Genomic DNA, 16,266 nt, shown 5'->3' with positions numbered 1-16,266 from the left:
GACGAAGCTCGTCACGCCGGTGGAGGCGACGAACTGGGTTCCCTGTTGTTATGCACGGCAAAATAGAGGCACTTGATCGAGGATTGCTCGATGTGCCTGCCGATTTGCGCTTGGCGAGGAACGTTAGACGTTCCTCTCGAAGGAGTCAACCGGTCTTGATGGTCAACTCGCGCCCTGGAAAGGGCGGCTGACGGGCACTCAATCCTCAACGTCCCGCCCGACTTCCGATTTCGGCATGTATGTCCATGTGTGAGACTTTTCGGGTAAATGTGAATTTTGTTGAGTTTTGAAGAAGTGAGAGTCAAGACCATCCTGGCGGAGCGGCTCGGCTGTCAACCAATATTGTCGCAGAGTCGTGACGTCAAATGACGGTGTATCGTGGTGTCGCAGGATGTGCCGAGCGTGGTTGAGGGGTGTGGTGTGACATGGACGTGGGAGAGGACTTCGGCCCTTGGCTCGCACGGCAGTTGAGGCTTCTGGACATCAGTCAGGCCGAGCTGGGCGAGCGGGTCGGGCTGACCCGTGCCGCGGTCTCCGCCTGGATCACCGGCAGGGCGGTGCCGCGCGAGGACATGATGCGCCGCATCGCGACGGCGATCGGCACGGATCCCGGGACCGTGCACACCCGCACCACCGATGCCGTGACCGGACGTCCTGTCTCCTGGTATCACCGCCCCGCCCACAAGGACGGCGGCCGTGAGTTCGGCAACGCCGCCGCCTTCGCCTTCGAGGCGGATGTCGAGGTGCTGGCGCGTGAGGCGACCCAGAACAGTCTCGACGAGCGTCTCGACCGCACACGACCGGTTCGCGTTCGCTACACGTTGCACGAGCTGAGCGGCGAACCTCTCGCGCGCTTCCGGGACGCGATCGGCTGGGCGTATCTGCGACCGCACTACGAGGCCGCCGCCGCACAGGAGCAGAAGGTGGGCCGGGTCATCGCCGAGGGCCTGAGAGACATGAACGAGCGTGACCGGCTCGTGCTGTTGAGGGTCGACGACTACAACGCGTCCGGCCTCACCGGCGACGACTACGACGACGGCCGGTTCGCCGCCGTCGTCCGACGCCAGCTCGACAGCAACAAGTCGGACGACGGGGCGGGTGGCTCGTACGGCCTCGGTAAGGCCACGCTCTGGGCCGCCAGCAGGTTGGGCCTGGTTCTCATCAACTCCACCTTGTCCGTGCCGCACGAGGGCCGTACGGCACGCCGGCTGATCGGACGACTCGACCTGCCGTGGCGTGTGGTGAACGGCGAGGCCTGCGCCGGCCCCGCATGGTTCGGCGAGCCCGACACCGTTCCGGGCAGCGAGAACGTGGCGCGCTCCTGGTGGGCCGAGGAGGAGACGGTCGAGCGGTTGCACCTCACCCGCGAGAACGACGAGCCGGGCACGTCCTTCCTCGTGGTCGGCGCCCATGACGTCGCGAGCGGGACCGACGAGTCCACCGCGAGTGACGACAGTGACGAGGACGAGTCCGTCCAGGCGATGCACAAGAAGCTCGTGGTCGCACTCGCGAACAACTTCTGGGCCGCGATGACCTCCGGCGAGAACACCTCGCCTCTGTTGGAGGCCTCGGTCCGCACCCTGCGCAACGGCGTCGTGGTGATGAAGGAGCAGCGCGTCGATCCTCGACTCGTGCAGCCGTCACGTACCCGAGCCCTGAAGGCGTACTTCGACGGTCGGACCGTCGACGAACTCACCGAGATCGGACAGGTCGCCATGGCCAAGGTCCCCCTCAAGGTTCCTGCCGTGAGGGGGCGTGGAAAGGCCGCCGAGCACGAGGCGGTTCTTCTGGTGACAGCGGCCGAGGACGCGGACGACGGCAAACCGAACCACATGGTCACCATGCGAGGCAGCCGGATGAAGGTGCGATCCGCACGCGTCCCCGATCTTCCTCTGGGTACCAACTCGTTCCAGGCGGTGCTGTTGGCCGGGCACGCGGCCGGCGCGGATGCCGTCGAGGCCGATCGGGCCGAGGCGTTCCTCCGAGCGTCCGAACCTCCCGAGCACAACAAGTGGGCACAGACCGAAGAGCTGCGTGCCACTTATTCACCCACCGCACACCGTCGGATCGCCGATTTCACCAGGGCCGCGAACAACGCGGTGCGGGAACTCGTCGGACAGCGCAAGGAGCGGAGCGAGGGCGGTCCGAAGGCACTGCGAGACCTGTTGGGGCTGGACGGCGCCCCGCCGGCCGCCGTCCGGGGCGGTGGTTTCCCCACGATCATCGATGTGGACGCGTTCGTGGACGAAGGAGGTGCCTGGCAGATCGAGGCCGAGGTCAAGTTGCCCCTGCGCCAGGATCCCTGGGTCATGAGCCCCGTCGCCCGGTTCGACGTCCGATCAGGTGGTCGGCCGTCGGTCGGTTGGGCACGGGTCGTCGCCGGTGCCAACTGCGAGTTCGTGGACGGCGCCCTACGCTTCAAGGCCGGTGCGCGCAGTGCCACCTTCACCGCAACCACCGACGTGTCCACCCATCCGGTCCGTGCGGCGCTGGCGGGACTGATCGTCGACCTCCAGAAGACGAAAGGGGCCCTGGCGTGAAGGTCTTTCCCTATCGGACGCCGGCCGGCGAGATCGCCCTGCGGGTGACCGCCGTGAAGCAGGACCAGAAGGACCTTCACACGTCGGTGTTCTCCGGGGACGAGCGCGTGGTCGCACTGCACCAGGTCGAACGGGACGACTGGAAGTGCGCGAGGATCAGTGTCACCGCCATCCTCCCGATGAAGGAGCTCGAAGAGGGGCCTTGGCAGGACGTGTCCGCGGTTCTGGTCCTGACGGAGAAGGCGACCAACGTACGTACCACGGCGGTTCTTCACCCTCGGGGCGGCGCCGACGCGGAGTGGACGGGGCGGATCAGGCTGTGGCGGGCCGCGCATCGAAGTCAGGCGGAGCTGTCCGTGTCCGTCGTGGCCACGGTCGACGGCGTACCGGGGCGGATCATCGGTGGATCCGAGGAGAACTGGGTCGTCGACCTCACGGCGCGAACGCCCGTACGGCGCAGGGAACTCCAGATCAACGAGGTCGACTTCGCCTCCGGTCCCGAGGAGTGGCTCCGCCCCTTCAAGGACGCTCCGTGGATCGTGGAGACGTCGGGCGACCTACCCACAGTGCACCTCAACACCGGGTTCGAAGGCGTGTCCGAGCTGCTCAACTCCGGCGGAGGTCCCGTGGAGCGGGCCGTCAGGGACATGCTCGCCACCCAGATCGCCACCGACATCTGGACGGCGGTGTTCCACTCCGCCGTCAGCGACCTGGAGTTGGACGACGAGGGCAATCCCGAATGGCCGGGCGGCTGGCGTGACGCCGTACTTCGCGGGATGCTCGCCGACGTACTCCCCGGAATGTCCGGAATGGACGCTCTGAGTGAGATCCACGCCAGGCGCCAGGAGTCCTCCGGTTGGAACGAGCTGCAGCCGCGCATCAGTTACGCGGCGGGTCGCCGCGCCAAGGTGGCCAGGAACCTCAGCACCGCAATCCGTGTACTCGACGCGTCACAGAAGGCGAGCAAGGCATGACCGACAAGCCCGAACCGCTCCCGGACCGGTTGGCTCTGCTCTCCGACATCAATGCGGTCAAGTACATCGGGATGGGTGTCCGGTCCGGCCGTGAGAATCCGCCGTACATCGAACTGGGGCGCCAGGTGACGTCGTTGCCCGACGACGACGTTCGCCTACGTGTCGAACCGGTGCGAGACCTGATCGACGACGTGATGCACCTCTATCCTGCCGACGAGCGCACCAGGGCCGACGCCTGGCTCGCACCTCGGCTGCACGCGACTCTTCGACTCACCCGCAGGGAGGCCGCCGACGAGGCGATGTGGAATCATCTCGCCCTTGCCGTCGCCCCGGACTATCTGGTGTGGCGTCACCTGCCGACCAAAGGCAAGGACGGGCTCCCGCCGATGGTGTCGGCGAGCCGTTTCCGCGGGGCCCACTACACCCAGGCGTTCTCCCGCCTCTGGTGGGCGGCGGAGCTGTTCAGGAATGGTGCCGACTACGCCCCGGCGGTGGTGGCCTGCGGTAATCAGGACGTACTCAACACGCTCCTGCGCCTCGACATCATCGATCATCGCCCCACCGCCCAGGCGGTGATCCGACTGGTGGAGAACGGCGTCGCCCGTACCGGTCGTGAGGTGAACGCCCTCGCCACCGTGGCGAACGCGGCGGCCGGCACGCTGCTCTACGACGTGCTGGCGGAGGACGACGACTGGTACGGCGACGCTCTGGAGGCATGGGTCGCCGGAGCCGACTCCGCGCAGGTGGTGTCTCGACGACAGCTGCCGGACGGGCCGGCCGACGACCCTGTCTCGGAGCTGGCGGTGGACACGCTCGCCGAACGTTTCCGTGAACTGTTCCAGGAGGCTCCGGTACGAGGGAGGACCGCATCGGCCGAGGGGTAGGACCCGGCGACTCAACGAGCGACGACGAAGTCCAGCATGCCTGGCTCGGCCTCGGAGACGGACGGCTCGGAGAGACCGAGCGCGGCCCTGAGCACGTGCTTGGCGAGCAGTGGCGGGATGGCGTTGCCGATCTGCTGCGCGATGTCTTTGCCGCTCCACGGATAATCACGTGGAAACGTCTGAAGCAGTCCCGCCTCGGCGTGGGTGAATCGAGGCAGTTCCTTCGATTCGTCGGGCGTCATCACACGGTTCCTGGAGATTTTCCCGGTCACCGTTGCCGAGGGCTCGTCCCAGCTCCGTCGGCCGCGTTCTTTGGGGTCACCGCCCGTGCCGTAGTTGGAGACGACGACGAACGGTTCTGTCCGATCCAGTGTTCGGCGCATGTCCACCCACTCTTCCAGCTTCGGGTGGCCCGGGTCCGGCCTTTTTCCCTTCTGGTAGGGCTGGTGGGTCGGCTTGGGCAGTTTCGCCTTTCCGTGGCGGCGGGCAATCAGGATGGCACGACGGCGTGTCTGGGGGACTCCGAACTGCTCCGTACGGAGAACTCCCCAGTCCACCGAGTAGCCGCGGTCCCCGAGTACCTTGCCGATCTCCTCCCACACCGGAAGTACCGACTGCACCTGCTCCAACACGATTACGTCGTAGGGCTTTCCTGCTTTCTCGGCAAGGAGCGCCCAGCGGAGCGGTTGCAGGACCAGACCCGTACGTTCGTCATCCAGCAGCGCCACTTCCGGCTCGATGTCGATTCCGGCAGCCATTTGGCGGACAAAGTGCTTGACCAGGTCCAGGGCTTTGCGCCCAGCACCAGTCCCTGCGACGGTGAAGGTCTGACAGGGGGGCCCGCCGGCAAGGACGGAAGCGTCCTTGAAGTCCAAGGGACTGAAGTCCCTGACATCACCCTCGTGCGTGGGGAGACCGTGGGCGCGGCGCGTCGCACACGCGCTCGGGTCCCATTCGATGCCCTCCACCGGGAGATTCAGCTGCTCCGCGGCGACGTCCAACCCGCCGGGACCTGCGAACAGATCCACGATTTGGACGGCACGCACATGATCTCCAGGCTGTCGAAGTGGCTGTCGGCACAGGCGTCGCGTGGTCGGTCGTCGTGCCCGATCCACGAAGATCGCCGTCGGACAGGATACCCGCGCCCGCGCCCGGGGCGTGCCGGCAGCCGGAGATCGAGCCCGTGCGGACCACGACCACCTGTCGGGATCGGCGCGTCAGATCAGAGCCTCGGCGATGGACAACCCCAGAGCGTGCCCCACAGGTGGCGGCGAGGCGTGACCGATCTGCCGGTAGCGGGCGGTCTTGCCGCCGGCGAACTGCCAACTTGGTGGGAAGGATTGCAGAGCGGCGGTCTGTGCCACGGTGAGTTTCTTGAGCGGCGAGCCGGACGTGTCCGATTCCTGGACCCCGTCAGGTCCGGGGACCTCCTCGCTGAAGGCGTTGCCGTTGATGCCCATCCGGGCCCAGGCCCGTTTGGTACCGGTCGGGCCGACATCCGCGCCGCCACGTTTCTCGGAGCCCCCCACCACGGTCGGGGCCACGCTGTCGGCCGACGCCGCCCAGTGGTCGGCCCCGGTCCACCCACGAGAGGACATCGAGGCGTGCAGAGCCTCGCCCACGGTGACATGCCGAGTCACCGTGGGACGGGGCGGGAGGTAGTCGCGTGAGCCGTCCCTCTTCATCGCGACCAGCACGCCCTGCTTGCGATCCTGCGGGACTCCGAAGTCGGCGGCATTGAGCACGAACCAGTTGAACGTGTATCCGAGATGGACCAGCTCCTTGTGGGCGAAGTCGCGGAACTCGGCGAATTCGGGCGCGCCCGCCAGTCCGGGAACGTTCTCGATGAGCAGCGCCCTCGGTTGTACGGCGTGCACGAGGTAGATCGTGGCCTCCAGAAGGCGCACTTCCTCGTCATCGTCGGTCGTCCGTGCGTGCGTTGCCGCCGACTTCACCCGAGGGAGACCGGCCGAGAGCAGGTCCACGTCGTAGCACTGCTGGTGGTTCACCGGGTCGAAGTCCAGGAGGTCGGTCTCCAGCACCTGCCAGGAGGGTCGGTTCAGCCGGAGTGTCTCGCATGCCACGGACTTCTTGTCGAGCAGCAACACAGGCTGGAATCCCGCCTGTTCGAGGCCCAGGGTCAGACCTCCGGCTCCCGCGCACACGTCCAGGGATCGTAGCTGTCTCATTCGTCTCCGTCCTTCGCGGGCCTTGTCTCGTGTCTCCTGTTCCGGGCCACGGTCTCGGCGATCTCATCCGCCATGTGAACGGGCGACTCGTGCTCCCAGAACCGCAGAACCGTCCAGCCTCCCGCTTGCAGGTGTGCCGAGGTTTCCTTGTCCCGGGCCATGTTCTTGTCCAGCTTCTCGCGCCACCATTCGGCGTTGGCCTTCGGCCGGGTGGCGTGCAGAGGGCAGCCGTGCCAGAAGCAACCGTCGAGGAAGACGGCGACCTTGGCCTTGGTGAACATGATGTCGACGGTTCGTCGAGGCATGTCGGGGACGCGGGCGTTGACCCGGTACCGGTGCCCGGAGGCGTGCAGCAGTTTGCGGACCGCCACCTCGGGTGCGGTGTCCCGGCGTGCCTGTCGGCTCATCCGGGCCGAGACCGCGGGCGATGAGGGCTTGGCTGTGTTCATTGGCTGCGAACCCGTTCCTCTGCCGACCCCTAACCCGCCCCGTGGCACTCCCCGTACGTCCTGCCCGAGCCGCACCAGCAGGTGGCGTTGCGGGCCGGGGGCCAGGAGGTGGCGCGGCCGCGGGCTGCCAGGGTGGTGGCGTACTGGGGGAGCAGGTTGGGGTCCGAGGGGGAAGCTGATTCCGAGGCCGCGAAAGCCTCGTACGAGGGGACCGTGCCCGTCACGATGCCCAGGTTGGGGGTGCCCGCCGCGGAGAGTTCGCGGAGGGACGCCTCCAGTTGGGCGAGGTGGGCTTCGCGGGAGGGGTACTCGGTGTGGAGGTCGGGGTACGCCGTGAGGAGTTCCGTCAGTTCGGCGGCCGGCCAGTGCAGGACCGCGACCGGGAACGGGCGGGAGAGGGCCGAGCGGTACGAGCCCAACTCGGCGCGCAGGCGGGCGATCTCGGCGCGGAGTTCGGCCGGGTTGTCGGAGCCGAGGGCCCAGAGGCGTTTGGGGTCGTGGAGTTCGTCGAGGGGGACGGACGTCTTGTTCACCTGGTCGCCGAGGGCGTCCCAGTCGTCGTGCTCCAGGCCCAGCAGTCGGCGCAGGCGGTGGCGGCCGAGGAGGAGGGAGCCGGCGGAGTACGGGACTTCCTCGCCGGGGGTCAGGAGCAGGTTCAGGGCCGTGGTGTAGGAGTCGTGGGCCGCTTCGAGTTCGTCGTGGGCCTCCAGCGTCTCCGCCACGATCTCCCAGGGCGCGGGCTCCAGCGGTTCGGCGATGCGCAGGCCGTCGATGATCGCGCGGGCCTCGGCCTCGTGGCCGTACTCCCACAGGTTGGCGGCCTTCAGCGCCTTCACCAGGTGGGGGTGGTCCGGGGTGCCGGCGAGGAGGTCGTCGTAGAGGCCGGTGGCGCGGTCGCGGGCGCCGGCCAGTTCCAGGTGGGCCGCGGCCTGGAGGAGCAGGGGCTCGCGGTCCTCGGGGTACTGGGCAGCTGTGCGCAGCAGGCGCTCGGCTTCGGTGGTGTGGTCGGCAGGGATGTCGGGGCGCATGGTCCACACCGTACTGCTGTACGCCGGTCAGGGCGGAGGGGGTTCGGGGCACAGGCCGGCCCCGCCCCGGCTCACACCCGGGGGCCGGTGCCCTCAGGCCGCCGCCCCCTTCCGTCCCTCAGCGACAGCACCAGCGCCGCCCCCAGCAGCGTCAGGCCCGTCGACACCAGGATCGCCAGGTCCGTGCCGTGTTCCGGGGTGCTCGCCGATGTCGCCACCGCGATCATCAGTGCCACTCCCGCCGCCGAGCCGATGTACCGGGCCGTGTTGTTCGCGCCCGAGCCCATCGCCGCGCGCTCCTGTGGGACGGACTCGACCGACAGACGGGGCAGCGCGGCGTTCAGCAGGCCGCTGCCCACGCCCGCGACGATCAGGCCCGGTATCAGCCGGCCCCACGAGCCCGCGCCCACCGCGCCGAGCATGGACAGGGCGCCGGCCGCGTGCAGGGCGAAGCCGAGGGCGAGTTGGTGGCGGGCGGGTACGCGGCCCGCGAGGCGGCGGGTCTGGAGGGCGACCAGGAAGGCCGTGCCCGACCAGAGGACGAACAGGCCCGCCGCGCCCATCGGGGAGATGTGGAGCGTGCGCATGAGCAGCGCGGGCAGATAGCTGAACAGGCCGATCACCGCGAGCCCCGTGAACAGCGCCCCCGACGTGGCCGCCTGGAACGGCCGCCGTCCCAGCAGTCGCAGATCGATCAGCGGGGCGCCGCCGCGCCGCTCCACGGCGGCGAAGACGCCGGTCAGTACGGCGGCGGCCACGAGCAGCAGCACGACGGGCGTACGCAGCCATCCGTCGCGCCCCAGCGTGAGCGCGCTCAGGAGGGCGGTCATGGCCGCGCCGAGTACGACCGCGCCCGCCAGGTCGGGGCGCGCGCCGCGCGGCGCCCGGGAATCGGCGAGCGTACGGAAGGCGAGGACGGCGATGACGAGGGCGGCGGCGGAGAGTACGGCGTACGGCTGCTGCCAGCCGTACGTACCCAGCGCACCGGCGAGCAACGGCCCGGTGGCGATTCCCGCGCTCACGAACGCTCCCCAGACGCCGGTGGCCCTGATCCGCCCCGGCCCCGGAGGGAAGGCGTGCACGAGCAGGCCGAGGCTGCTGGCGATGATCGCGGCGCTGGAGGCGCCCTGCGCGATGCGGGCGAGGGTGAAGGTGAGGGTGGAGCCGGCCAGCGCGCCGAGTCCGGTCGTCAGCGCGAGGCCGAGGGTGCCCGCGAGGAAGAGTCTGCGGCGGCCGTAGTCGTCGGCGAGGCTGCCCGCGACGAGCAGGAGGGCCGCGAGGCCGAGCGGGGCGCCGTTGAGGAGCCAGGCCTGCGCCGATATCGCGGTGCCGAAGTCGGCGGTCAGGTCGGGGAGCGTGAGCATCGGGACGGTGTAGTTCATCAGCGCGACGGTCGTCGCCGCGCTGGTGACGGCGAGCGTGGCGCCCGGCCGGCCACCGGAGGTGATGGCGGGAGCGGCGGGGCTCGTGGACACGGGCGTCGGGGGCATGGCCACCTTTCCAGGCTCGGTGAGTTCGGTGAATGAACCCAGCAGCTCGACGACCGTAACATGGTGAGTTCGTTCATTGAACCTTGAATTGGTTAAGGTGAGGTCATGGCCCTCGGCAAGGACTACTCCACCCAGCAGTGCTCGATCGCCCGAGCCCTGGAGGTCGTCGGCGAGCGCTGGACACTGCTCGTCGTACGCGACGCCTTCTACGGAGTGCGCCGCTACAACGACTTCCTCACCCACCTCGGCGTCCCCCGCGCCGTCCTCGCCACCCGTCTCAAGCGACTGGAGGAGGCCTCCATCCTGGAGAAGCGGCGCTACCAGGAATCGCCGCCGCGCGACGAGTACGTCCTGACGGAGCGCGGCATCGCCCTCTGGCCCGTCCTGCGCTCCCTCGGTCTCTGGGGCCGCGAACACATCGAAGGCGTCCTGCCGATGCGTGTCTTCACACACGCCGTCTGCGGGACCGAGCTGGGTTCGTACGGCGAGTGCCCGGCCTGCGCCATGGCCGTACCGCCGCGCGACGTACGGATGCTGCCGGGCCGCGGACTCGATCCGGACCCGGACAATCCGGTGAGCCGGGCGCTGCTCGCCCCCCGCCTTCTCCTTCTGCCCATCGAAACCGATCGTGTATAACGGCTGGGAGGGTCTGAACGGACCGAGGGCGAGCCAGTAGGGAGGAGCCGGGCGTGAACCGACGCGCGACACCGCCGCTGCGCTCCGCCGCCCTGCTGTTCTTCCTGCTCGTCGGGCTCGTCCAGATCCTGCTCGTCGACGCCGGCAGCCTCTCCGCCGCCGTCGCACTCGCCGCCACCGCCGCGGCCTCCACCGCGTTCGCCGCCTCCGCCGCCATCTCGGCGCGGTGCGCCCCCGCCGTACCGCCCACCCGGGTCCGTACCGCCATCCGCGACCGCGAGCAGCGCACGGCCTTCCTGCCCCAGCGAGATCCCGACGCGCGAGGCCGTACGCGGCCCCGAGCCCCCGGTCGCCCCGTCGCGACGACCGCGTAGGGCCCTTTCGCCAATCCGATCCTCAAGGCTCCAGCCCCGCTTGAGCTCGGGCGAGTGATCCCACGCGGGTCGTCATGCCGAACCGCGCCGCGCCGTACCACCGGCGCCGCGCCTTCCATCCGGCACGACGAGACCCTCGGAGGGCTCACCCATGTCCGTCTTCCTGTCCGGCTTCGCCTCCCTGGTCGGGCACATCGCCGACCTGCTCCAGCCCGTCTTCCAGGGCGGCGCGACCGCCGCGGCGATCATCCTGTTCACCGCCTGCGTACGGCTCGCCGTCCATCCGCTCTCGCGGGCGGCGGCCCGTGGCCAGAAGGCCCGCACCAAGCTCTCGCCGCAGATCGCCGCGCTGCGCAAGAAGCACTCCAAGAACCCCGAGCGCCTCCAGAAGGCGATCATGGAGCTGCACAAGAAGGAGCAGGTCTCGCCGCTCTCGGGCTGTCTGCCGAGCCTGCTGCAACTGCCCGCGTTCTTTCTGATGTACCACCTCTTCTCCAGCCGCGAGATCGGCGGCAGGCCCAACGAAATGCTCGGCCACTCCATCGGCGCCGCGCCCCTCGGCGACCGCTGGAAGGACGCGCTCGCCGACGGCGGGATCTTCGGGGGAGCGGGGCTGGTGTACGTCGCGCTGTTCGCCGTCGTCGTCTGCGTCGCCACCTTCAACTACCGGCGTACGAAGCGGCAGATGGCCGCCATGCCGACACCGGCGGCCGGCCCGGACGGACAGCCGATGCCCGGCATGGGGGCGATGACGAAGCTGATGCCGCTGCTGTCCTTCGCGACGCTGATGACGGTGGGCGTGGTGCCGTTGGCCGCCGCGCTGTACGTGGTGACAAGCACCACATGGACCGCCGTCGAACGGGCCTTCCTCTACCGGGACGTCCCGGCGCCGGGGGCGCTGGCCACCGCCGCGTGAAGCCGCTCGGCGCCCGGTACCGCCCCGCGCGCCGGCCCGGTGCGGCCCGGTCCAGGGTGTGAACGGGGTCTTGCGGAGTGATCCGATGTCTTGGACGATCGGCCAATCCCCTGACGGCCGCGACCCGTCGGCGGGTGCCCCGCTCGACCAGAGGGAGATACAGACCATGAAGCTGCTGCGTGTCGGTACGGCGGGTGCGGAGCGCCCGGCGCTGCTCGACCAGGACGGGACCCTGCGGGACCTGTCCGGACTGGTCACGGACATCGACGGCGCGCTGCTCGCCGACGATGCCGCGCTGGAGCGGATCCGGGCCGCCGCCGCGTCCGGCGAGCTGCCCGTCGTCGACCCCGCCGGACTGCGCACCGGGCCGCCCGTCGCCAGGATCGGCAAGATCGTGTGCATCGGGCTGAACTACCACGACCACGCGCGCGAGACGGGCGCGGACATCCCGTCCGAGCCGATCATCTTCTTCAAGGCCCCGGACACGGTGGTCGGCCCGGACGACACCGTCCTCGTACCGCGCAAGAGCGTGAAGACGGACTGGGAGGTGGAGCTGGCCGTCGTGATCGGCCGCACCGCCCGTTATCTGGAGTCGCACGAGGAGGCCCTGGCGCATGTCGCCGGCTACGCCGTCTCGCACGACGTCTCCGAGCGCGAGTTCCAGATCGAGCGCGGCGGGCAGTGGGACAAGGGCAAGAACTGCGAGACGTTCAACCCGCTCGGCCCGTGGCTCGTGACGGCCGACGAGGTGCCGGACCCGCAGGCGCTGTCGCTCACGCTGTCCGTCAACGGGGAGCGGAAGCAGAACGGGACGACCGCCGAGCAGATCTTCCCGGTGGCCGAAGTGGTGCGCTACGTCAGCCAGTTCATGACGCTCTACCCGGGCGACGTCATCAACACCGGTACCCCGGCGGGGGTGGCGCTCGGGCAGCCGGAGCCGAAGCCGTACCTGCGCGCGGGGGACGTGGTCGAGCTGGAGATCGCCGGGCTGGGGCGGCAGCGCCAGGAACTCAAGGACGCGTAACTCGCGGGTGGGTGAAGGGCATTGGCCGGGGCCGGACCGACAGGGAGGAACGTTCCGATGGCCGCCGATCGTCGGATCGACACAGGGAACGACGGCCGGACCGACAGCCGGACCGATCGTCGGACTGACAGCCGGACCGATCGCCGGACCGTCGACTTCTGGTTCGACCCCGCCTGCCCGCTCAGCCGCGTCACCGCGTCGTGGATCGTCTCCGTCGCCGAACAGCGCCCGATCGACATCCGCTGGCGGGTGATGAGCCTGTCGATCCTGAACGAGGGCAAGGACGTCGACCCCGAGGGCGACGAGGAGGGCTACCTCTGGATCCCCGCCCGCGTGTGCGCCGCGATCCAGACGGCGTACGGGCATGCCGCCCTCGGCAGGTTCTACGACGCCCTGTGGACCGGGGCCGACGGCGCGCGGCGCGAGTGGATCGGCGACATCGCCGACGCCCTGACCGGCGCGGGGCTGCCGGTGGCGCTTGCCGCCGCCGGGCTCGGGACCGACCACGACGCGGCGCTGCGCGCCTCGCACGAGGAGGCCATGAGCCTGGTCGTCGGGGAGGTGGGGACGCCGGTGCTCGCCGTCACCCACCCCTCCGGGGACCGGCACGCGTTCTTCGGCCCCGTCGTCACCGAGACACCGGCGCCCGACGACGCGCTGCGTCTGTGGGACGGCACGCTGCTCGTCACCGGCGTGCCGGGGTTCCGCGAGATCAAGACCTGACACCCGCGTCGCCGGCCCGGCGTCACCTGCGCAGTACGTGCTCCAGCATCTGGCTCATCAGCCGCTCCATCGCCTCCACCACCAGCGCGTGGTCCTCCTCCTGCGGCAGGCCCGAGACCGTCACCGTGCCGACAACTCCCGCCCCCTCCAAGGTGATCGGGAACGAGCCGCCGTGGGCCGCGTACCGGTCAGGGTCCAGCCGCGAGGACTCCTCGAACGTGCTGCCCTTGGCGCGAAAGCGCGTACCGACCAGGAACGAACTCGCGCCGTACCGCTCGACGACCCGCCGTTTGCGGTCGATCCAGGCGTCGTTGTCCGCCGACGAGCCCGGCAGCGCGCTGTGGAACAACTGCTGACCGCCGCGCCGGATGTCGATCGCGACGGGCGCCTCGCGCTCGCGCGACAGCTGCACCAGCATGCTCCCGAGCGCCCACGCGTCGTCGTACGTGAAGTGCGGCAGGACCAACCGCTCCTCCTGCGCCTCCAGTTCGGCCACCGTCGGCAACGAGCGGGCGTCGCGCGCCGTCATGACGTGCTCCCGATCGCGACCGTGACACCCTCGCGGGCGGAGCGGCGCGCCGCCTCCAGGACGTCCAGCGCCGCCGCGGCCTCGTGCGCGGTCACCGGCGGCGCCGTACCGTCGCGCAGGGCCCGTGCGACACCCGCGTAGTACGCCGGGTAGTCACCGGGTGTGCTCTCCACCGGGTGGCCGCCGCCCGTCGCCGGGGACTCACCGGCCCCGAGCCGGCCCCACAGGGACTCGGGCTCCGTACCCCAATTTCCGGCCGTTTCCCCGGTGTTGGGGCGCCTGCCGTCGCGCAGGTCGGCCTCCTGGGGATCCAGGCCGTACTTCACATAGCCCGCCTTCGAGCCCAGCACCCGGAAGCGCGGGCCGAGTTGGGCCGTGGTCGCGCTGACGTACAGATGCGAGCGGACCCCGCCCGTGTGCGTGATCGCGATGAACGTGTCGTCGTCGGACGCGGCGCCGGGCCTGCGTACGTCGGACTCCGCGTACACCAGCGCCGCCGGACCGAACAGCACCAGCGCCTGGTCCACGACATGGCTGCCCAGGTCGTACAGCAACCCTCCGATCTCTTCCGGCACTCCCGACTCGCGCCAGCCGCCCTTGGTCTGTGGCCGCCACCGCTCGAAGCGTGATTCGAAGCGCTGTACGTCACCCAGCTCACCGCCCGCGACAAGGCGGGCGAGAGTGAGGAAGTCGTTGTCCCAGCGGCGGTTCTGGAAGACGGAGAGGAGCAGGCCCCGCTCCTCGGCGAGAGCGGCCAGCTCGCGCGCCTCGGCGGCGGTGCCCGCGATCGGCTTGTCCACGACGACCGCGAGGCCCGCCTTCAGCGCGGCCGTCGCGATCGGGACGTGCGTCTTGTTCGGCGACGCGATCACGACCAGGTCCAACTCGTCCGCCCGCTCCCACAGTTCGTCCGGCGACACGGCGAACCGGACGTCGGGGAACTCGCCGCGCGCCTGCGCCTGGCGCTCGGGGTTCGAGGTGACGACCGTGTCGAGGACGAGGCCGTCGGTCGCGGAGATCAGCGGGGCGTGGAAGACGGAGCCCGCGAGGCCGTAGCCCACGAGTGCGACGCGCAGAGGGGTACCGGTGCCAGTCATGCGTTCCACTTAAGCAACGGTGTTGCCATAGTGCAAGCGCGCGGCACAATGACACCGTGGGCAACGGTGAGAGCAGTGGAGACAACGGAGACAGTGGCGGCGCCGGCGAGTGTGGCGGGAGCGGGCGCGGGCGGGTGCCCGGCGGCATCCGTACGGACGGGCGTACGGGCGCGGGTACGGGCGCAAGGCCCGGCTCCCACACCACCGGCGCGAATCTGCCGTCGCTGCGCAGCCACAACTCCGCGCTGGTGCTCGACCTCCTCCGTACGGCGGGCGAGGGCGGCATCAGCCGCCTGGAACTCGCCGAATCCACCGGCCTCACCCCGCAGGCGGTCAGCAAGATCACGGCCAGGCTCCGTACGGAGGGCCTGGCGGCCGGCGCCGGCCAGCGGGCGTCCACCGGCGGCAAACCCCGGACCGTCCTGTGCCTGGTCCCCTCCGCCGCGCACGCCGTGGGCCTCCACCTGGACCGCGACGAACTGACGGCCGTCGTGGTCGACCTGGCGGGCACGCCGGTCGCGGTCCGTACGGCACCGTTCGACCTGGGCGCCGGGGCGGCCGAGGTCGTGGAGACCGCGGCGGCGCAGGTGGAGTCCGTACGGGCGGAGGCAGAGTCGGAGTCGTCAGGGGCAGGGGTAGGGGCGGGGGCGGAGCGCCACGCCGAGGCTCCGGGCACGGCGAACCTGCTGGGCGTCGGCGTCGCCATGCCCGGACCGCTCGACCACGCCACCGGCGTGCCCCAGCGCGTCACCGGCTTTCCCCAGTGGGACGGCTTCCCGCTGCGCGACGCGCTCGCGGCCCGACTCGGCCTGCCCGTCGTCCTCGACAAGGACACGAACGCCGCCGCCCTCGGTCTCGCGCTGCGCGGGCGCGGCGACTCGTTCGCGTACCTCCACCTCGGTACGGGCCTGGGGGCCGGCCTCGTGCTCGGCGGCGCCCTCTACCGGGGCGACCGCACCGGCGCGGGCGAGTTCGGGCACCAGGTCATCCAACTCGACGGGCCGCCGTGCGACTGCGGGAACCGCGGCTGCATCGAGGCGCTCTGCCTGGCGGCCGTCGCGCGCGGGGATCTGGCGGAGGCCGCGCGGGTGCTGGGCGCCGGGGCCGCCAATCTGGTCGGGCTGCTGGACATCGACCGGGTGCTGCTCGGGGGCCGGGTCGTCGCAGCCGCCGAGGAAAGATTCGTCACGGGAGTCGGAGCCGTACTCGAAGAGCGTGCGCGCGGCCCCGTCGTACCGGTGACCGTGGCCGACGGCGGCACCCACCCGGTGGCCGAGGGCGCGGCGCAACTGGTGCTCGCGCCGGTCTTCGGGCACGCACGGGTCTTCGGACGCCGCTGAGCGGCTGGAATACAACCTTCGCGGCCCGTCGCGAGTCTGAGACGCCGCGATGAGGTGAGGGCCTTTGTGGGGG

16 protein-coding genes are annotated in these 16,266 nt (G+C 70.2%); 9 read left to right on the top strand and 7 right to left on the bottom strand.

The genetic code is table 11. The annotated features are described in order from the left end of the window. Nucleotides 1–425: 425 nt before the first annotated feature. The 3 genes from ACFYNU_RS01855 to ACFYNU_RS01845 are packed head-to-tail and all read left to right on the top strand — an operon-like array spanning nt 426 to nt 4,398. Nucleotides 426–2,540 (top strand): helix-turn-helix transcriptional regulator, encoded by a 2,115-nt coding sequence (locus tag ACFYNU_RS01855; protein ID WP_356590190.1) that lies wholly within the window; start codon nt 426–428, stop codon nt 2,538–2,540. Continuing rightward, entirely contained in the window at nt 2,537–3,514 is a 978-nt protein-coding gene (locus ACFYNU_RS01850) for a hypothetical protein (RefSeq protein WP_356590192.1), read from the top strand. Before ACFYNU_RS01855 ends, ACFYNU_RS01850 begins: the two co-directional genes overlap by 4 nt. Next, nucleotides 3,511–4,398, top strand: coding sequence for a DUF6339 family protein (locus tag ACFYNU_RS01845; protein WP_356590194.1), 888 nt, complete (start codon nt 3,511–3,513; stop codon nt 4,396–4,398). Before ACFYNU_RS01850 ends, ACFYNU_RS01845 begins: the two co-directional genes overlap by 4 nt. A gap of 11 nt (nt 4,399–4,409) precedes the next feature. On the opposite strand, the gene ACFYNU_RS01840 is transcribed toward ACFYNU_RS01845, so the two are convergent. The 5 genes from ACFYNU_RS01840 to ACFYNU_RS01820 form a co-directional block, all read right to left on the bottom strand. Further along, entirely contained in the window at nt 4,410–5,426 is a 1,017-nt protein-coding gene (locus ACFYNU_RS01840; RefSeq protein ID WP_356590196.1) for a DNA cytosine methyltransferase, read from the bottom strand. A 189-nt stretch (nt 5,427–5,615) separates the two neighbouring features. Beyond that, the gene (locus ACFYNU_RS01835; protein ID WP_356590198.1) at nt 5,616–6,587 is read right to left on the bottom strand and encodes a DNA cytosine methyltransferase; all 972 of its coding nucleotides are present in this window, start codon (nt 6,585–6,587) and stop codon (nt 5,616–5,618) included. Continuing rightward, nucleotides 6,584–7,036, bottom strand: coding sequence for a very short patch repair endonuclease (locus tag ACFYNU_RS01830; protein WP_356590200.1), 453 nt, complete (start codon nt 7,034–7,036; stop codon nt 6,584–6,586). Before ACFYNU_RS01830 ends, ACFYNU_RS01835 begins: the two co-directional genes overlap by 4 nt. A 29-nt stretch (nt 7,037–7,065) precedes the next feature. Beyond that, the gene (locus tag ACFYNU_RS01825) at nt 7,066–8,064 is read right to left on the bottom strand and encodes an SEC-C domain-containing protein (RefSeq protein ID WP_356590201.1); all 999 of its coding nucleotides are present in this window, start codon (nt 8,062–8,064) and stop codon (nt 7,066–7,068) included. A 71-nt stretch (nt 8,065–8,135) separates the two neighbouring features. Continuing rightward, entirely contained in the window at nt 8,136–9,554 is a 1,419-nt protein-coding gene (locus tag ACFYNU_RS01820; protein ID WP_356590203.1) for an MFS transporter, read from the bottom strand. A 105-nt stretch (nt 9,555–9,659) separates the two neighbouring features. Here ACFYNU_RS01820 and ACFYNU_RS01815 point away from each other — a divergent pair, with 105 nt between their 5' ends. From ACFYNU_RS01815 to ACFYNU_RS01795, 5 genes are all read left to right on the top strand, one after another. Next, nucleotides 9,660–10,190 carry a helix-turn-helix domain-containing protein gene (locus ACFYNU_RS01815; protein ID WP_356590205.1) on the top strand — a complete coding sequence of 177 codons (531 nt, stop codon included), beginning with the start codon at nt 9,660–9,662 and terminating at the stop codon, nt 10,188–10,190. A gap of 53 nt (nt 10,191–10,243) precedes the next feature. After that, on the top strand, nt 10,244–10,564 hold the full coding sequence (locus tag ACFYNU_RS01810; protein WP_356590207.1) for a DUF6412 domain-containing protein: 321 nt from the start codon (nt 10,244–10,246) through the stop codon (nt 10,562–10,564). 151 nt (nt 10,565–10,715) lie between these two features. Further along, complete coding sequence (locus ACFYNU_RS01805; protein WP_356590209.1) at nt 10,716–11,480, top strand: YidC/Oxa1 family membrane protein insertase; 765 nt, start codon at nt 10,716–10,718, stop codon at nt 11,478–11,480. Nucleotides 11,481–11,646: 166 nt separating this feature from the next. Then, a complete protein-coding gene (locus ACFYNU_RS01800; protein ID WP_356590211.1) occupies nt 11,647–12,504 on the top strand; it encodes a fumarylacetoacetate hydrolase family protein in 858 nt (285 codons plus the stop codon). Between the two features lie 57 nt (nt 12,505–12,561). Continuing rightward, nucleotides 12,562–13,227 (top strand): disulfide bond formation protein DsbA, encoded by a 666-nt coding sequence (locus ACFYNU_RS01795; protein ID WP_356590213.1) that lies wholly within the window; start codon nt 12,562–12,564, stop codon nt 13,225–13,227. Nucleotides 13,228–13,249: 22 nt separating this feature from the next. Here ACFYNU_RS01795 and ACFYNU_RS01790 read toward each other — a convergent pair whose 3' ends face one another. Both ACFYNU_RS01790 and ACFYNU_RS01785 read right to left on the bottom strand, forming a co-directional pair. Then, nucleotides 13,250–13,756, bottom strand: coding sequence for a heme-degrading domain-containing protein (locus tag ACFYNU_RS01790; protein WP_356590215.1), 507 nt, complete (start codon nt 13,754–13,756; stop codon nt 13,250–13,252). After that, nucleotides 13,753–14,853, bottom strand: a complete 1,101-nt coding sequence (locus tag ACFYNU_RS01785) for a Gfo/Idh/MocA family oxidoreductase (protein WP_356590217.1) — start codon at nt 14,851–14,853, stop codon at nt 13,753–13,755. Before ACFYNU_RS01785 ends, ACFYNU_RS01790 begins: the two co-directional genes overlap by 4 nt. Nucleotides 14,854–14,999: 146 nt before the next feature. Here ACFYNU_RS01785 and ACFYNU_RS01780 point away from each other — a divergent pair, with 146 nt between their 5' ends. Next, nucleotides 15,000–16,193, top strand: coding sequence for an ROK family protein (locus tag ACFYNU_RS01780; RefSeq protein WP_388764881.1), 1,194 nt, complete (start codon nt 15,000–15,002; stop codon nt 16,191–16,193). Nucleotides 16,194–16,266 lie beyond the last annotated feature (73 nt).

The organism is Streptomyces sp. NPDC006643, from assembly GCF_042870175.1.
Lineage (GTDB): Bacteria > Actinomycetota > Actinomycetes > Streptomycetales > Streptomycetaceae > Streptomyces.
Note: the sequence above shows the minus strand (reverse complement) of the source record. Positions and strands in the feature narration are given on the sequence as shown.